Source organism: Longicatena sp. 210702-DFI.1.196, from assembly GCF_020563125.1.
Taxonomy (GTDB): Bacteria; Bacillota_I; Bacilli_A; order Erysipelotrichales; family Erysipelotrichaceae; genus Longicatena; species Longicatena caecimuris.
Map to the genome: position 1 here is coordinate 75,688 of NZ_JAJCPX010000010.1, position 14,635 is coordinate 90,322.

General features: G+C 39.6%; 18 protein-coding genes and 1 other annotated feature. Of the genes, 17 read left to right on the forward strand and 1 reads right to left on the reverse strand.

Features of this window, described 5'->3' with window-relative positions:
• The first annotated feature begins 6 nt into the window (after positions 1 to 6).
• Together LI241_RS06540 and LI241_RS06545 are read left to right on the forward strand one after the other, a co-directional pair.
• Positions 7 to 876 (forward strand): ketose-bisphosphate aldolase, encoded by an 870-nt coding sequence (locus LI241_RS06540; RefSeq protein WP_008689625.1) that lies wholly within the window; start codon positions 7 to 9, stop codon positions 874 to 876.
• A 313-nt stretch (positions 877 to 1,189) separates the two neighbouring features.
• Positions 1,190 to 2,077 (forward strand): ROK family protein, encoded by an 888-nt coding sequence (locus tag LI241_RS06545; protein ID WP_008689624.1) that lies wholly within the window; start codon positions 1,190 to 1,192, stop codon positions 2,075 to 2,077.
• A 195-nt stretch (positions 2,078 to 2,272) separates the two neighbouring features.
• On the opposite strand, the gene LI241_RS06550 is transcribed toward LI241_RS06545, so the two are convergent.
• Positions 2,273 to 2,998, reverse strand: coding sequence for a sugar isomerase domain-containing protein (locus LI241_RS06550; protein ID WP_008689623.1), 726 nt, complete (start codon positions 2,996 to 2,998; stop codon positions 2,273 to 2,275).
• Between the two features lie 205 nt (positions 2,999 to 3,203).
• Between LI241_RS06550 and LI241_RS06555 the strand changes: the two genes are divergently transcribed.
• The 15 genes from LI241_RS06555 to LI241_RS06625 all read left to right on the forward strand — a co-directional run bounded on the left by LI241_RS06555 (position 3,204) and on the right by LI241_RS06625 (position 14,544).
• Positions 3,204 to 3,557 (forward strand): helix-turn-helix domain-containing protein, encoded by a 354-nt coding sequence (locus LI241_RS06555; RefSeq protein WP_008689622.1) that lies wholly within the window; start codon positions 3,204 to 3,206, stop codon positions 3,555 to 3,557.
• 327 nt (positions 3,558 to 3,884) lie between these two features.
• Positions 3,885 to 4,028, forward strand: a complete 144-nt coding sequence (locus LI241_RS06560; RefSeq protein WP_008689621.1) for a hypothetical protein — start codon at positions 3,885 to 3,887, stop codon at positions 4,026 to 4,028.
• Between the two features lie 80 nt (positions 4,029 to 4,108).
• A complete protein-coding gene (locus LI241_RS06565; RefSeq protein ID WP_008689619.1) occupies positions 4,109 to 4,531 on the forward strand; it encodes a DUF3795 domain-containing protein in 423 nt (140 codons plus the stop codon).
• 392 nt (positions 4,532 to 4,923) lie between these two features.
• Positions 4,924 to 5,170: a binding site (T-box leader), on the forward strand.
• Between the two features lie 84 nt (positions 5,171 to 5,254).
• Positions 5,255 to 6,385: an ATP phosphoribosyltransferase regulatory subunit gene (hisZ, locus tag LI241_RS06570; protein WP_008689617.1), complete on the forward strand. Its 1,131-nt coding sequence runs from the start codon at positions 5,255 to 5,257 to the stop codon at positions 6,383 to 6,385.
• A complete protein-coding gene (gene hisG / locus LI241_RS06575) occupies positions 6,382 to 7,029 on the forward strand; it encodes an ATP phosphoribosyltransferase (RefSeq protein ID WP_008689615.1) in 648 nt (215 codons plus the stop codon). The genes hisZ and hisG overlap by 4 nt, the downstream gene beginning before the upstream one ends.
• Positions 7,013 to 8,296 (forward strand): histidinol dehydrogenase, encoded by a 1,284-nt coding sequence (hisD, locus tag LI241_RS06580; RefSeq protein ID WP_008689614.1) that lies wholly within the window; start codon positions 7,013 to 7,015, stop codon positions 8,294 to 8,296. The genes hisG and hisD overlap by 17 nt, the downstream gene beginning before the upstream one ends.
• Positions 8,293 to 9,336, forward strand: a complete 1,044-nt coding sequence (locus LI241_RS06585) for a histidinol-phosphate transaminase (RefSeq protein ID WP_008689613.1) — start codon at positions 8,293 to 8,295, stop codon at positions 9,334 to 9,336. Before hisD ends, LI241_RS06585 begins: the two co-directional genes overlap by 4 nt.
• Entirely contained in the window at positions 9,323 to 9,904 is a 582-nt protein-coding gene (gene hisB, locus LI241_RS06590; protein WP_008689612.1) for an imidazoleglycerol-phosphate dehydratase HisB, read from the forward strand. The genes LI241_RS06585 and hisB overlap by 14 nt, the downstream gene beginning before the upstream one ends.
• Positions 9,901 to 10,515 carry an imidazole glycerol phosphate synthase subunit HisH gene (gene hisH, locus LI241_RS06595; RefSeq protein WP_008689611.1) on the forward strand — a complete coding sequence of 205 codons (615 nt, stop codon included), beginning with the start codon at positions 9,901 to 9,903 and terminating at the stop codon, positions 10,513 to 10,515. Before hisB ends, hisH begins: the two co-directional genes overlap by 4 nt.
• Positions 10,512 to 11,231, forward strand: coding sequence for a 1-(5-phosphoribosyl)-5-[(5-phosphoribosylamino)methylideneamino]imidazole-4-carboxamide isomerase (hisA, locus tag LI241_RS06600; RefSeq protein WP_008689610.1), 720 nt, complete (start codon positions 10,512 to 10,514; stop codon positions 11,229 to 11,231). The genes hisH and hisA overlap by 4 nt, the downstream gene beginning before the upstream one ends.
• A 2-nt stretch (positions 11,232 to 11,233) precedes the next feature.
• Positions 11,234 to 11,995, forward strand: a complete 762-nt coding sequence (gene hisF, locus LI241_RS06605; RefSeq protein ID WP_008689609.1) for an imidazole glycerol phosphate synthase subunit HisF — start codon at positions 11,234 to 11,236, stop codon at positions 11,993 to 11,995.
• A complete protein-coding gene (gene hisI / locus LI241_RS06610) occupies positions 11,992 to 12,318 on the forward strand; it encodes a phosphoribosyl-AMP cyclohydrolase (RefSeq protein WP_008689608.1) in 327 nt (108 codons plus the stop codon). Before hisF ends, hisI begins: the two co-directional genes overlap by 4 nt.
• Positions 12,315 to 12,638 (forward strand): phosphoribosyl-ATP diphosphatase, encoded by a 324-nt coding sequence (gene hisE / locus LI241_RS06615; RefSeq protein ID WP_008689607.1) that lies wholly within the window; start codon positions 12,315 to 12,317, stop codon positions 12,636 to 12,638. The genes hisI and hisE overlap by 4 nt, the downstream gene beginning before the upstream one ends.
• A gap of 331 nt (positions 12,639 to 12,969) precedes the next feature.
• Positions 12,970 to 13,593 (forward strand): DUF308 domain-containing protein, encoded by a 624-nt coding sequence (locus tag LI241_RS06620; RefSeq protein WP_008689606.1) that lies wholly within the window; start codon positions 12,970 to 12,972, stop codon positions 13,591 to 13,593.
• A gap of 186 nt (positions 13,594 to 13,779) precedes the next feature.
• A complete protein-coding gene (locus LI241_RS06625) occupies positions 13,780 to 14,544 on the forward strand; it encodes a DeoR/GlpR family DNA-binding transcription regulator (protein ID WP_017144583.1) in 765 nt (254 codons plus the stop codon).
• Positions 14,545 to 14,635 lie beyond the last annotated feature (91 nt).

Below are 14,635 nucleotides of genomic sequence, written 5' to 3' on the forward strand. Positions count from 1 at the left end.
AAACTTATGTTAATGAATATGAAAGACTTATTAAAAGTCGCACAGAAGAATCACTTTGCTGTACCTGCATTCAATATCGGTTCAGACCAGCTGTTAAAGGTTGTAATGAAGAAAGTGAAAGAATTAAAGAGTCCGGTTATCCTGGAAATGAGTCCAGATGAATTTAACTTCGTGGGAGATGCACAGATTCAGGCAATGATCTATGAAGCAGCACAGACAGATGTACCGGTATGTATCCACCTTGATCATGGAGATTCTTATGAAACTGCTGTACGTGCTATCCGTGCCGGTATGACTTCGGTTATGATCGATGCATCTAAGCTGCCTTATGAAGAAAATGTAGCGATTACAAAGAAGGTTGTAGAAACCGCACATATCGTAAATGTATCCGTAGAATCTGAATTGGGAACCATTGGTACTACCGGCAATTCTATTGAAGGTGGAACGGAGGGTGTTATCTATACCGTGCCAGAAGAAGCAAAACAGTTTATTGAAGATACGGGTATTGATACTTTCGCTGTAGCAATTGGTACCGCACATGGTATTTATCCAAAAGATATGAAACCAGAATTACGCATTGACATCTTAAAAGACATTACAAATCAGGTAGATGTACCATTGGTATTACATGGTGGATCTAGTAACAAGGATGAAGAAATTGCGGCAGCTGTAGCAAATGGTATTTGCAAGATCAATATTTCTAGCGATATCAAGGTTGCTTTCTATACACAGTGTCGTAAGACATTGGCAGAAAATCCAGGCTATCGCGAACCACTGGAAATCTATCCAGACGCAATGGAAGCTTGTGGAAAAGTAGTCGAAGAAAAAATTCGCTTGTTCAACTCCAACGACAAAGTGAAGTGCTATTACGAATAATCTGCTTTGGGGATGAAAGTCCCCTTTTTTTCTTAGTGAAAGATGTCTGTTTAAGTGCTGTGATGGATGTTGTGCGCTACTGGTGAGGTTTTTGTCAATTGCTAATATTGCATACTTTGGCTGAAGATAGATCCTTAGCTGGATGTTAATTGCTATGACTAAAAGCATACTTTGGCTGATGCAGGTGGCACATGCACAAGAAGGATATTGCTAGTACAGCTTTTAAAGGAATCCTTATAAACAGGCAGTACAACTTAAAAAATATGAAAGAAAGGATAGGTATAGGAAGGATGTTCTTATACTAGGTAAATTTATGAATTATGCAGTGGGTATTGATATCGGTGGTACAAATACCAGAGTAGCACTGATTAATGAAGCTTATGAAGTTTTACAACGCGAACAGTTTGCGACAGATCCCCTTCATCCTGCTATCACGTTTCAAAGGATAGCAGATACGATTGCCGCTTTTGGACATACGGTAAAAGGGATTGGCGTATCTTGTCCGGGGCCTTTGGATCTGGTACATGGGGTAGTCTTAACTCCGCCCAATCTTCCTGGCTGGCATCATCTTCCTCTTACCAAGGAGTTATCCACAGTGTGTCAAGTGCCGGTTATTTTAGAAAATGATGCAAATCTGGCTTGTTTGGCAGAGGCTGCAATCGGGGCAGGAAAAGGATATTCGCATGTACAGTTTTTAACGATATCGACAGGTATCGGTACTGGTTTAGCTATTGATAAACAGCTTTTCCATGGTGCCCGGGGCTTTGCCCAAGAAATTGCGAATTGTATCTTTTGGAAAGATGGACCTTCACAAGGGGATTTAAAGAAAGGCAGCATTGAATCTATTTCCAGTGGTACTGCCATTACCAAACGCGCACAAGAAGCCGGTTTAACGGTTGCGCATGCCGGTGAAGTCAATGATTTGGCAAAACAGGGCAATGTGGCAGCAATGCAGATCATGGAGGATGCCAAGGAGTATTTGGCAAATTTAATGGCGACTTTCTATGCTGTTTTAGATCCGGATATCTTTGTCTTAAGTGGTAGTGTAGCATTAAAGATAGAGGGCTTTATTGAAGAGATGGAAGCACGTGTGAAAGAAAAAGTATATGATGCCTTAAAAGATAATGTGAAGGTGGTAAAAGCACAATTGGATGAAGATTGTGGATTGATTGGGGCCGCCTATCTTGTCTTTCATGCTTAAGGCATGCATCGTTTAAATAAAAAAAGCATACAAAAAAAGCTGGTTCGTAAGTGTATTACTGACTTCCTTTCCTTGGATGTCTAAACTTAGGGATTCACTTACTGTCTACAACCAGCTTTTCTATTTTGTTTTCTATGTAGGTAAAGATCAAATCGCTTTTCAATCTCCCAGGGAATCTGTTACCTGCAAAGCATTCTACTTTTTAATAACGTAGGCATCAAACAGCTTTTGGTTATAGGCGTCTGCTCCATCCATATTACTGGATTTAAACACGGGAGCATCTACCCCACGCTGTTTCAAATCTTCCACAAAGCATCCCATCAGCAATTGTGCCAGATAGCATCCGGTCAGCGTACTGATTGGCCCCATACGTGTTTCCTTATCAATATCCACTCCGGCATCGCCATAAGGAGCGACATTATCTAAGACAACATCAGCTAACTCAAACAGACGCTTACCACTCTCATGACGGCTTTTGATCGTCTTTGAATGAGATAAGGAAGTAATCGCAATAATCTTAGCACCTTTTGCTTTTGCACGCATCATATACTCAATCACCAAAGGATTACGTCCGGAGTTGCTTGTGGCGATGATGACATCTCCATCTTCTATGTGATATAACACATCCAATACATCAGCGTAAGCTGCCGTACGTTCCACATGGGTACTCTTGGTAGGATGGGTTGCCAAAGTCATCTCAATCTCAATGATTGGATAAATTTTTGCATAACCACCAGCTCTTGCGTACACATCCTGACCGATCATGTGGGAATGGCCTGTTCCAAAGGTATATAAGGTATGACCATTTTGGACAGCATCTGCCATCAGTTTTGCGCCTTTTTCAATGGCATCTTCATTGGTTTTTGTGGCATTTTCCATCGCCTTCATCACAACTTCGTGATAGGTTTTAAAAAACTCCATAATGCACCTTCTTTCTTTGCATTCAGTATACCATGAAAGAAGGAGTGAGGCGTAGCAAAATTATGCAGATATACACAATCTTTCTAAAAAATATACATTATAGTGGATTTGTAAAAATAAATAGACGATAATACTCTTTATTTTGGCATCGTAGAGAATGTTTAATCAAAATATTTTATAATGTACATACTTAAGGAGTGGGAGTATGGCAAAAACAACGGAGATCAACCAAGCAATTGGTTATGCGATCAAAGAAGGGTTAGCACGGAAACATATGACACAATCAGAATTAGCGGGAATCGTAGGTTCTACACAACGTTCGATTTCGTCTTATGTGACTGGGAATACACAGCCGCCATTAGATATACTAACCCATATCTGTTTGACGTTGGAAATTAATATGAATCAGATTTTATTAATTCCGGAATTTCATAATCCACATCGTATTGTTAAGGAAAAGGATGAGCTGGAGTATATGGCCTTGTTGGATGGATTAAATGCTTGTGGGAAGAAGGATTTTATTCAGACAGCCAAACAGATTCGCAAACTAATTAAGTGACAGTGCCAACGGCGCTGTTTTCTTTTTTATGGAAACATCGATATGTCTAGTATAACCAGATGTATTCATCAGCACTTTAGAGAGCTAGAAAAATTATTCAATGTTTCAAGCTTTAAAGCTTAGAGCCTAAAAGATTCTACATGTCCTATATTCTTTTCATATGGTTATAAAATTATGGAAAAGCTTTTTTAATATAAGAACTTACAATTTTTGTAAAATTATCAGAAATTATGGTGAATAGGATGTAGAATCTGCTATTTATAGCAGATTATCTATGGACAACTGCTAAGGAAATCTATACTATATAAAACGAAGGAGTGGTGTGGTATGGAAGAAAAACAGCTAATGGAGGTAGATGAAAAAGAAGTTGCGATCATCCAGTTTTTTCGCAGTCTTTCAAATGAACAAAAGGAAACCTTCTGTGACTTTTTAATTACGCTGAAACAGTTTTTAAATGATGAAAAAAGCTGAGTAAATGGCTTACTTTATCTATCGCCTATGCTATAATAAAGATAACAAATGCATAACGATATAAGACAGAGGTAACACGAATGAATGAAAAGGATGTAAGGAATAATCTGGGGTATTGCGGAAAGGCATGTGCGCTTTGTGCAGATGCTTGGTTTTGCAAAGGCTGTAAATCCAATGATCCAACACTGGCAAGGCATATGCAGAAGACAGGTTGTTATCAACAGCATTGTTGCAAGGTAAAAGGTATTGCTGGCTGTTGGGATTGTGATGATGCTCCTTGTGATAAGGATGTGTTCGCACTGGATGAACCTGCTGTTTATCGTGCAGCGATTCGCTGTGCAAAGTATGGGGGCCCTATGGAATTGGCTGGTAAGATTTTTTTGAATCAGATACATGGGATATGTTATCCATTGGCATATTTTGGCTGTGAGGATGAACAAGAAGCACGAAGGCTGCTAGATACATATGAAGAAGAAGTAACAGAGAAAGTAAACAATAACTAGTCTCATTTGTGATAGCATCATAGAAACGATCTTCAGAGAAAAGGCGGTAAAACCTAAGAGAACCATTTCGTCATAAGGAGGAATGGTTTTTTTAGGTTCTATGTTTATGATAGGGTTTATGGTTTTTATAACAATAAAGCATTCGCTGTTTTAATACAGAAATCGTATGGTATATTCATTTTGCTATAGCATGGGTACCATTGGAATTTCTATATGATCGAAGGATATTCATAATATAAGTTCCATTCGTAGAAACATCATTTTATGGTTTAAAGGGGAGGTAAAGGAAGTAAATGGAATACAGTATGTAAATTAATTTCATAGATTAAATGAAAATATTTCAAAATAATGATTGACATTTACATTCCTTGGAAGTAAGATAGATATAGAATATGAATGCGTCGAAAAGAAATAGTAGGTTTAGGGAACATGACAGAGAGTCTTTCATTGGTGGAAGAAAGATATGCATAACTATTCACGAACACATCTTGGAGCAGTTTCAGGGAACTTCAGTAGCTGAAATCGGAAATGACCCTGCACCCGTTATCGTGCTAGAGTATGTTGGTACTCGAAGAGGTTGGTGCTGTGAGGCATCAATGAACTAAGGTGGAAACACGTAAGGTAACTTTCGTCCTTTGGATGAAAGCTTTTTTTGTATAAAGCGATGCATGCTATCCCCATCTAGATGCATACGGATAGAAAGATAGCAAGGGAGGAACAAACATGAAAAAATTTGCCATACCAGAAGGGACAAGAGATTTGATTTTAGGTGAATGCAGTGTAAAAAAAGCATTGCAGAAGGAAATCGAGGCTGTATTTGATAGTTACGGCTATAAAGAAATCATTACTCCATCTATTGAATTTTACCAAACATATCAGGTTGGATTTGATAACGTAAAAGATGAGTCGATGTATAAATTCTTTGATCATAATGGTCGTATTTTAACACTTCGCATGGATATGACCGTACCGATCGTTCGTGTTGCCACAACGCGTTTTAAGGATCAAAAGCCGCCGTTTCGTTTTCAGTATTGCGCGAACGTTTATAAAGTAAAGGAGTCTTTTGCCGGTAAGCGCAATGAAGTAACCGATTGTGGTATTGAATTGTTGGGACAGAGTGCCGAAGAAAGTGATCTGGAAATTCTTGTTTGTGCATGTGAAGTCATGGAGAAACTGAAACAAGATGCATATACCTTAGAATTAGGCAATATCAATTTTTTCCATAGCGCATGCAGCGATTTACATTTAGATGAAGAAGATATAAAAACACTGGCTGATTTGATTGATCGTAAAAGCATGAGTGAATTGAGTTCTTTTTTAGAATCTTTAGCGCTGAGTGAGGAAGTACAGACTTTCTTTCTACAGCTGCCATGGTTGTGTGGGGATGTAGAGGTGTTAAAAGAAGCATTGCCTTATTGTTTTCATCCCAAGCTTAGAGCCATCATTGCCGGTTTGAAGGAGTTATATGATCAATTAAAAGAATTAGGTTATGAAAAACATATTACCTTTGATTTAGGTAAAGTACCACATTTGAATTATTACAGCGGTTTATTATTTGAAGGCTTTGTGGAAGGCATTGGAACCAGTGTTTTAAGCGGAGGACGTTATGACACCTTGGCAGAAAAATTCGGCAGTCCGATGCCGGCAATTGGCTTTTCCGTAAAATTAGATTATGTATTACCGGTCTTGGAAAAAGTAGCGACGAAGCAGCCAAGTGTTAGGTTATGTTATCCAATGAAGGCAAAAGTAAAAGCTTTGCAAAAGGCGAAAGAACTGCGCAAGGACCATATCGTGGAATTGTTGCAGGATGAGGCGTATGAGGATGTCTGTGTGATTAAGGAGGATGTACGATGAGCATTGCGATTGCATTAACCAAAGGAAGATTAGAGAAAGAAACCATCAAACTGTTGGAAAAAAGCGGTTATGGGATAGAAAGTGTGAAAAATAAAGGCAGACAGCTGGTTTTTCAGGATTCGCAAAAAGATGTGCAGTATTTCCTTGTGAAAGCAAATGATTGTATCACGTATGTTCAGCATGGCGTTGCAGATATTGGCGTAGTTGGGAAAGATACGCTGTTAGAAGGCGATAAGGATTATTATGAAATGCTGGATCTGGGAATCGGAAAATGTAAGTTTATCGTTGCCGGATTACAAGGAAAAAGTCCTTTTGATAAAGTTGGACATGTCAAGATCGGCACCAAATATCCTAATATCGCAAAGAAATATTTCTTAGCGAAGGGCATGGATGTGGAACTGATTAAGATTGATGGCAGTGTGGAATTGGCACCGCTTTTAGGACTCTGCGATGGTATTGTCGATATTATGGAAACCGGTACGACGTTAAAAGAAAATGGACTTGTGGTATTTGATACGGTATGTGAAATCAGTGCCAGAGTGATTGTGAATAAAGCTAGCTTTAAATTAAAGCGAAAAGAAATTTCACAAGTATTAGAGGATTTAAAAGAAAGCTTGGGTGAGAATGATGTTACGACAAATTGATCCAAACGATCACGAAAAATTACGAGAATACTTAGATAGCCGCAGTGAGGATATTAGCACGGAAGTAATCTTAAAGGTTACGGAAATATTACATGCGGTGAAAAAGGAAAAAGATGCGGCCATCAGGCGTTATACCAAACAGTTTGATGGCATTGATTTAGAAGATTACAGAGTAAGGGAAGAAGAAATCAATGAAGCGGCTGCCCAAGCAGATCCAAAATTTGTGGAAAGCATGAGGCAGGCAAAAGCGAATATTGAATATTTCCACAATGCACAGAAGCAGCATGGCTATCTGCTTGAAAAAGCTAAGGGCATTTATTTGGGACAGCGTGTCTTGCCTCTGGATAGTGTGGGCATCTATGTTCCCGGAGGCCGGGCGCAATATCCTTCTAGCGTTTTAATGAACGCCATTCCCGCACGTATTGCCGGAGTAAAGCGAATTGTCATGATTACACCACCATCCAAGATGGGAACTTTACATCCTAATATTGCCGCAGCCGCAAAATTAGCAGGAGTAACAGAAATCTATAAGGTTGGCGGTGCTCAGGGCATTGCCGCATTAGCTTATGGAACAGAAACCATCGCAAAAGTGGATAAAATTGTTGGCCCCGGTAATATCTTTGTGGCAGCAGCTAAAAAACTAGTTTATGGCAAAGTGGATATTGATATGATTGCCGGTCCTAGTGAAATCTTAGTCATTGCGGATGTGGATGCTAATCCAGCTTATGTAGCAGCTGATTTGTTATCTCAGGCAGAGCATGATCCAATGGCCAGTGCAATCTTAGTGACAACATCTTCAAAACTATTGGAAAATGTGAATAAAGAGTTAGCCAAGCAAACTGCTGTCTTGCCGAAACGCGAAATTGTTGAGCAATCCTTAAAAAATTATGGTACAGCGATTTGTTGTGCAAGCTTATCTGCATGTGTGGAAATTGCCAATGCCATCGCCCCGGAACATTTAGAGCTAATGGTAAAGCAGCCCATGCAACTGCTTCATGAAGTGCGTCATGCCGGCAGTGTGTTCTTAGGCTATTACACTTGTGAAAGTGTTGGAGATTATTACGGTGGTACCAATCATGTCTTGCCTACCAGTGGTACCGCTCGCTTCTCAAGTGCCTTAGGGGTAGATAGTTTTATTAAGAAGAGCAGTTATTTACAATATAGTGAAGAAGCTATTCAGGCATATGGCGATAATATTATTTGTATGGCACAACAGGAAGATCTGGATGCGCATGCCAATGCCGTGAAGGTGAGGTTGAAGAAATGAAACAGGTAGAAACCTATGCACCTCCTAAAGAGAATGGCAAGATCATGTTGAATGCAAATGAATTGTATTGTGATCTTGATGAAGCATTGCGTAAGGAAGTGTTACATGAACTCAGCAAACTTTCCTTTCATCGCTATCCGGATGAAACAAGCAAAGAGCTGATTGAAGCGTATGGCAAAGTTATGGAACTGGATGCTGCTTGTATATTGGCTGGTAATGGCAGTGATGAAATGCTTGGGTTTCTGATTCAGTATTTCCTGGGGAAAGATAAGAAACTATATACCTTACAACCGGATTTCTCCATGTATGATTATTATGCCGGCATGCAAGAAACGCAGGTAGTCAAGTTTGTGACTGATGCGGATGGTCGTTTTGATGTCGATGCTTTCATTGAACAAGGGCGTGAACAGCGCGTGGATATGATCTTATTTTCAAATCCTAACAATCCCAGCGGACATGCCTTGTCCAATCATGAACTGTTAAAGATCGTCGATGCTTTCCCTTGTATACCGGTTGTCATCGATGAAGCATATGCGGAATTTGCACGTGACAGCATGCTTAAGGAAACAAGCAATTATACCAATCTGTATGTAACTCGTACATTATCCAAGGCCTATGGCTTAGCTGGTGTGCGCTTAGGCTTTTTGATTGGTAATAAAGCGATGATGCAAACCTTGCGGCCACATATTGTGCCTTATAATATATCAAGCGTTGATCAGAAGATAGGGGCGGTTGTATTGCGCCATGCTTCACGATATCAACCATTGATACAATCGATTTGTGAAGAACGTGATAAGCTCTATCAAGCATTAGCAAATCTGCAAACTATCACCTTTTATCCTTCACAGGCCAATTATTTATATGGCCGCAGTCAGCGCAAACAGGCAATGTTAAAACGTTTGCAAGAACATGGCATCGTAATACGAAATTATGCGAATGATGATAGTTTTCGTATCACCATTGGCAGTAAAGAAGAAAATGCATGCATAAAAGATTTGCTAGTGGCATTTGATAAGGAGGATACCTATGAGATTGGCTGAAGAAGTACGGACAACAAAAGAAACAAACATTCAATGTAAGGTCAACTTGGATGGCAGTGGACAGGCTGCTATTGCCACCGGTATTGGCTTCTTTGATCATATGTTGACATTGCTTGCGTTTCACTCTGGTTTTGATATTACCATGCAAGCAAAAGGAGATTTAGAAGTATGTGATCACCATACCGTTGAAGATTGCGGTATCATCTTAGGCAGCTGTGTAAAGCAGGCACTAAAAGATAAACGAGGAATAGCACGCTATGGCTCTATGAATCTGCCCATGGATGAAACCTTGGCGAATGTTAGCTTGGATATCAGCGGCCGCAGTTATCTGGTATACCATTGTGAATTAAAACGCGATACGATTGGCACTTTCTCATGTGAAATGGTTGAAGAATTCTTACGTGCTTTTGCGTTTCAGGCAGGAATTACCTTACATGTGAATGTTTTCTATGGAACCAATGATCATCATAAGGTAGAAGCGATCTTTAAAGCCTTAGGACGCGCATTAGGGCAAGCTACACAGGTCATAGGGGATGCTTTGCCTAGTACAAAGGGGATGTTAGAATGATTGCCATCATTGATTATGGCATGGGCAATTTGCATAGTGTAGAAAACGCTTTGCATCATTTGAACGCTGCCTGCATCATTACCAATCAAGCAGCCCAAATACAACAAGCAGATAAATTGGTTTTACCGGGTGTGGGAGCTTTTCCCGATTGTATGAAACATTTAGAAGAATTAGGCTTATTGCCTGTACTACAAGAAGAAGTGCTGCAGAAAAAGAAACCATTATTGGGAATCTGCCTTGGTATGCAGGCGTTGTTTGAAGATAGTTATGAAGGTACGTACACAAAAGGTTTAGGCTTTTTACAAGGCAGTATCGTAAAAATGCAAGATTCGAATGTAAAGATTCCACATATCGGCTGGAATCTGTTAGAACCAATGCAAAAGGCTTCCGTTTTCGATAAGCTGAGTCAAGCTCCTTTTGTTTATTACGTGCATTCCTATTATGCACAGAACTATCGCCCTGAAGATATCTTAGGATATTCCAGCTATGGCAGCTTAAAGATACCGGGACTTGTACGTAAAGATAATATCTTAGGAGCACAGTTTCACCCGGAAAAAAGCGGAGAAGATGGATTGAACATATTACGTTGGTTCAAGGAGGAATTTGCATGATCATTTTACCAGCAATTGATATCATTGAACAAAAGCCTGTGCGCTTGTATCAAGGGGATTATAACAAGCAGGAACAGGTCGGAAACAATATTTTAGATCTCGCAAAAGCCTTTGAAAAAGAAGGTGCCCAATACTTGCATATGGTGGATTTAGATGGTGCTAAGAAGGGAGAAAAGTGTAATCAGCAACCGATTTGTGAGGTCGCTGCTTCCTTGCATATCCCGGTAGAAGTCGGCGGTGGTATTCGCAGCATGGAGGATGTGGCATATTATTTGGAGCATGGTGTAGAGCGCGTTATTTTAGGTACTGCTGCTATTGAAGATCGCACTTTCCTAAAACAAGCCATTAAGCGCTATCAAACACATATTGCGGTTGGTATTGACTGTCGTGATGGTTATGTATGCGGCAGAGGATGGTTAAGTGAATCAAAGCTTTACTACCTGACATTTGCGAAAGAAATGCAAGCGTTAGGAGTAAAAACGATTATTGTAACCGATATTGCCAAGGATGGAACCATGATGGGACCTAATCTGGAAATGTTAAAGAAGTTAAAGGAAAGTGTTTCTATTAACGTCATTGCCTCTGGAGGAATCAAAGATATCACCCATATTCAGGCCTTAAAAGAATTGGGTATATATGGTGCCATCACCGGAAAGGCGATGTATGCCAAAACCTTATCACTACCAGAGGCATTAACCCTTTGTAAGGAGGAATAGCTATGCATACAAAACGTATCATCCCCTGTTTGGATGTCAAGGATGGCCGTGTGGTAAAGGGCATTAATTTTGTTGGATTAAAGGAAGTCGGTGATCCTGTAGAATTAGCAAAATCCTATTATGAACAAGGTGCGGATGAATTAGTATTTCTTGATATTACTGCGACCCATGAACAGCGTGATACTATGGTGCAAGTGGTAGAAAAAGTCGCCAGTGCTATTTTTATTCCCTTCACGGTTGGCGGCGGTATTCGCAGTGTTGAGGATATTCGTAAGATGTTATTAGCAGGTGCTGATAAAGTTTCTTTGAATTCAGCAGCCGTGAAGAATCCCAAGCTGATTCAGGAGGGAGCTGCCATTTTCGGCAATCAGTGTATCGTCTTAGCGGTTGATGGAAAGAAACGCCAAGATGGTAGTGGCTGGAATGTATATGTCAATGGCGGTCGAGTAGATACCGGCTTGGATCTTTTAACATGGGTCAAGCAGGCAGTAGAATTGGGAGCAGGGGAAATTTTATTAACCAGTATGGATGCCGATGGTACAAAGCAGGGCTTTGATATAGCGCTGTGTAAGGCGGTTCGGGATATCGTTGATGTTCCGGTGATTGCATCCGGTGGTTGTGGCAGCTTACAGCATTTTGCTGAAGTTTTTGATGAAGATGCCGCAGATGCCGCATTGGCTGCCAGCATGTTTCATTATGGTGAAGTGAGTGTGCCTCAGGTCAAGCGTTATCTAAAAGAGAGAGGAATTGCGGTGCGTTTATGATAGAGATTGATTTTGCGAAAGGCAATGGCTTAGTACCGGTCATCGTACAGGATGTTACGACTAAAGAAGTGTTGATGCTGGCCTATATGAATGAAGAAAGTTTGCAAAAAACAATAGCAAGCGGTTTTGCTACGTATTGGAGTCGCTCCCGTCAGGAATTATGGCTAAAAGGTGAAACCAGCGGACATTACCAACATGTGAAAGATATTCGTGTGGATTGTGACAACGATACATTGCTGTTACTTGTAGAACAGACAGGGGCAGCTTGTCATACCGGTCATTACAGCTGTTTTTATCGGAATGTAGAAGGAGAAGAGCTATGAAAGAGTTAGATGTCTTATATGAAACCATAAAAGAGCGTAAAGCGCATGGAGAAGAAGGGTCTTATACCAGCTATTTATTTAACAAGGGAACTGAAAAAATTCTGAAAAAGGTTGGTGAGGAGTGCAGTGAGGTAATCATTGCGACGCTTGCGCAACAAAAAGAAGATAAGATCAATGAACTTAGTGATTTATTGTATCATCTGTTAGTATTGATGGTCGATCAGGATATCACCTTAGAAGAAGTGAATGAAGAATTGGCAAAAAGAAGCCAAAAGACACATAATTTAAAGGCAGAACGTAAACCAATCGAGAAACTGTAAGCGCAGTTTCTTTTTTGTCTATGCAACATAGAGGCATTAATTTTTTCTTAATCGCATAGTGAATTGAATAGTGTCTGAATAAAAATATCATAAACATGAGAATGTGATATAATAATGCCAAGGATAGAAAGAGGCGCATTTCTATGAAAAAGGTAACAAAATCTTTGGGACCATCATCATGTATACGATGAAAAGTCTGGCATTGCCTTCAAACTTTGTGATATTTGCTCTTTTCTTCGTCTTTATCCCGGTGTTATTCTTTCTATGCGATTATCTTTCCTTGTGGAAAACCAAAAAGCAGCCAAACTAAATAGAAAATGGAGGAAGTTCTATGAATTTTAAAATTGAAAATTGGAAATTATTAGTGTTATCAATCTTTTATCTGATATTTTCTGTCTTATCCTACAGTATTTCAAAGGAACAGTATTTAAATTTCTTTATGATTGCCGGTATCATTGTCGCCCTTGTCGGGTTGTTTCAAATACTGGTGTATTTCTTTAAGAAAGATTATTTAAAGCCAAATGAATTCAGTTTTTCATTCGGCGTCTTGTATTTATTGGCCGGTGTGATAGTCGCATGTAAGCCAAGTGTGATCGTAGATAATTATCCTATCGTATTAAGTGGTTTGGTTGTCTTAGACAGTACGTTGCGTTTACAATATTCCATGAATTTATTCCGCCTGCAAGATGCACAATGGAAGGTGAACTTAGGATTTGCTATTGCACCTTTGCTCATTGGTATGGTTTTGATCTTAGTGAACATGGAGGATAAACTCTTACATAATTGTTTCAGCTTTTTATTGATTCTGGATGCGATTGCAAACTTTTATACAATCTTATACTATAAACGCATCGTACGCCGGTATGGAAGAAATGGTGAACAAATTTTGGATATTGCCAGTGATGAGGCTAAACAACAGGAACAGATAAATGGCAATGATGTCATCGTCAAATAAACAAGTGCTATTCTTTTTTAGGATAGCATTTTCTTTTCCTGCTTTTTATTAGTTTATCACGTTAATTCGTATTATTTCTTATAAATCATGGTATAATGCTGATAGAAAAGGAAACTACCAGAAAGGAAATAGGTATTGTTAAACATGACTTCGGCGAGGAGTCATTACAATATACCAGGTGATATCATGTTTGTAGAGGAACGTCAATCACTCATCTTAGAAGAGTTGCATGAAAAAGGAAAAGTGCGTGTAAAAGAACTAAGCGAACGGTTTCAAGTAAGTGAAGATCTGATTCGTAAGGACTTAACAGCATTAGAAGAAAAAGGGCAACTAAAAAAAGCCTATGGCGGGGCAGTCATGGTAAAAGAAAATGTGCATCGCAAGATTGCGGCACAGCGCAAACATGTGCATACTGCAGAAAAGCAGCGGATTGCAGAAAAAGCTATGTCGATGATCCAGGATGGCGATATCATTTTTTTAGATATTTCTACAGTTAATATAGAGCTTGCGAAATTATTGAATAATGGAACGAAGAAAATAACTATTGTGACGAACATGTTGGATGTTATGAACCTTCTGGTAAAAAGTGATATGAGCGTCATTTTCATTGGCGGTGAATTGGATTATGGCAGGGATGGTTTCATTGGTAGCCTGGCTATGGAGATGGTGAAAAATTTTCGCTTTGATAAAGCATTCATGGGGGTTGTTGGTGTGGACGTACATGAGAATGCGGTAATGACTTATATGGCAAACGATGGTATGATGAAGAAGGCGATCATTAAGCGCAGCCGCAATTCCTATATGATGTGTGAGGAAGAGAAATTCACCCAGTTAGGAAATTATACCTATGCGGAATTGGAAGACTTTACTGGAGTGATTACGAATCAACAACCAGCAAAAGACGTATGTAAGGCATTCGCAGAACATGATCTTCAGCTTTACTATGCATAAGATAGAGAAGAAGCTTTCTGTTAGAGAGCTTTTTTCTGTGTGGCGGGCATGCCACATATCTAGGGTGAAAATCCCTCGGGGCGTAGTTATC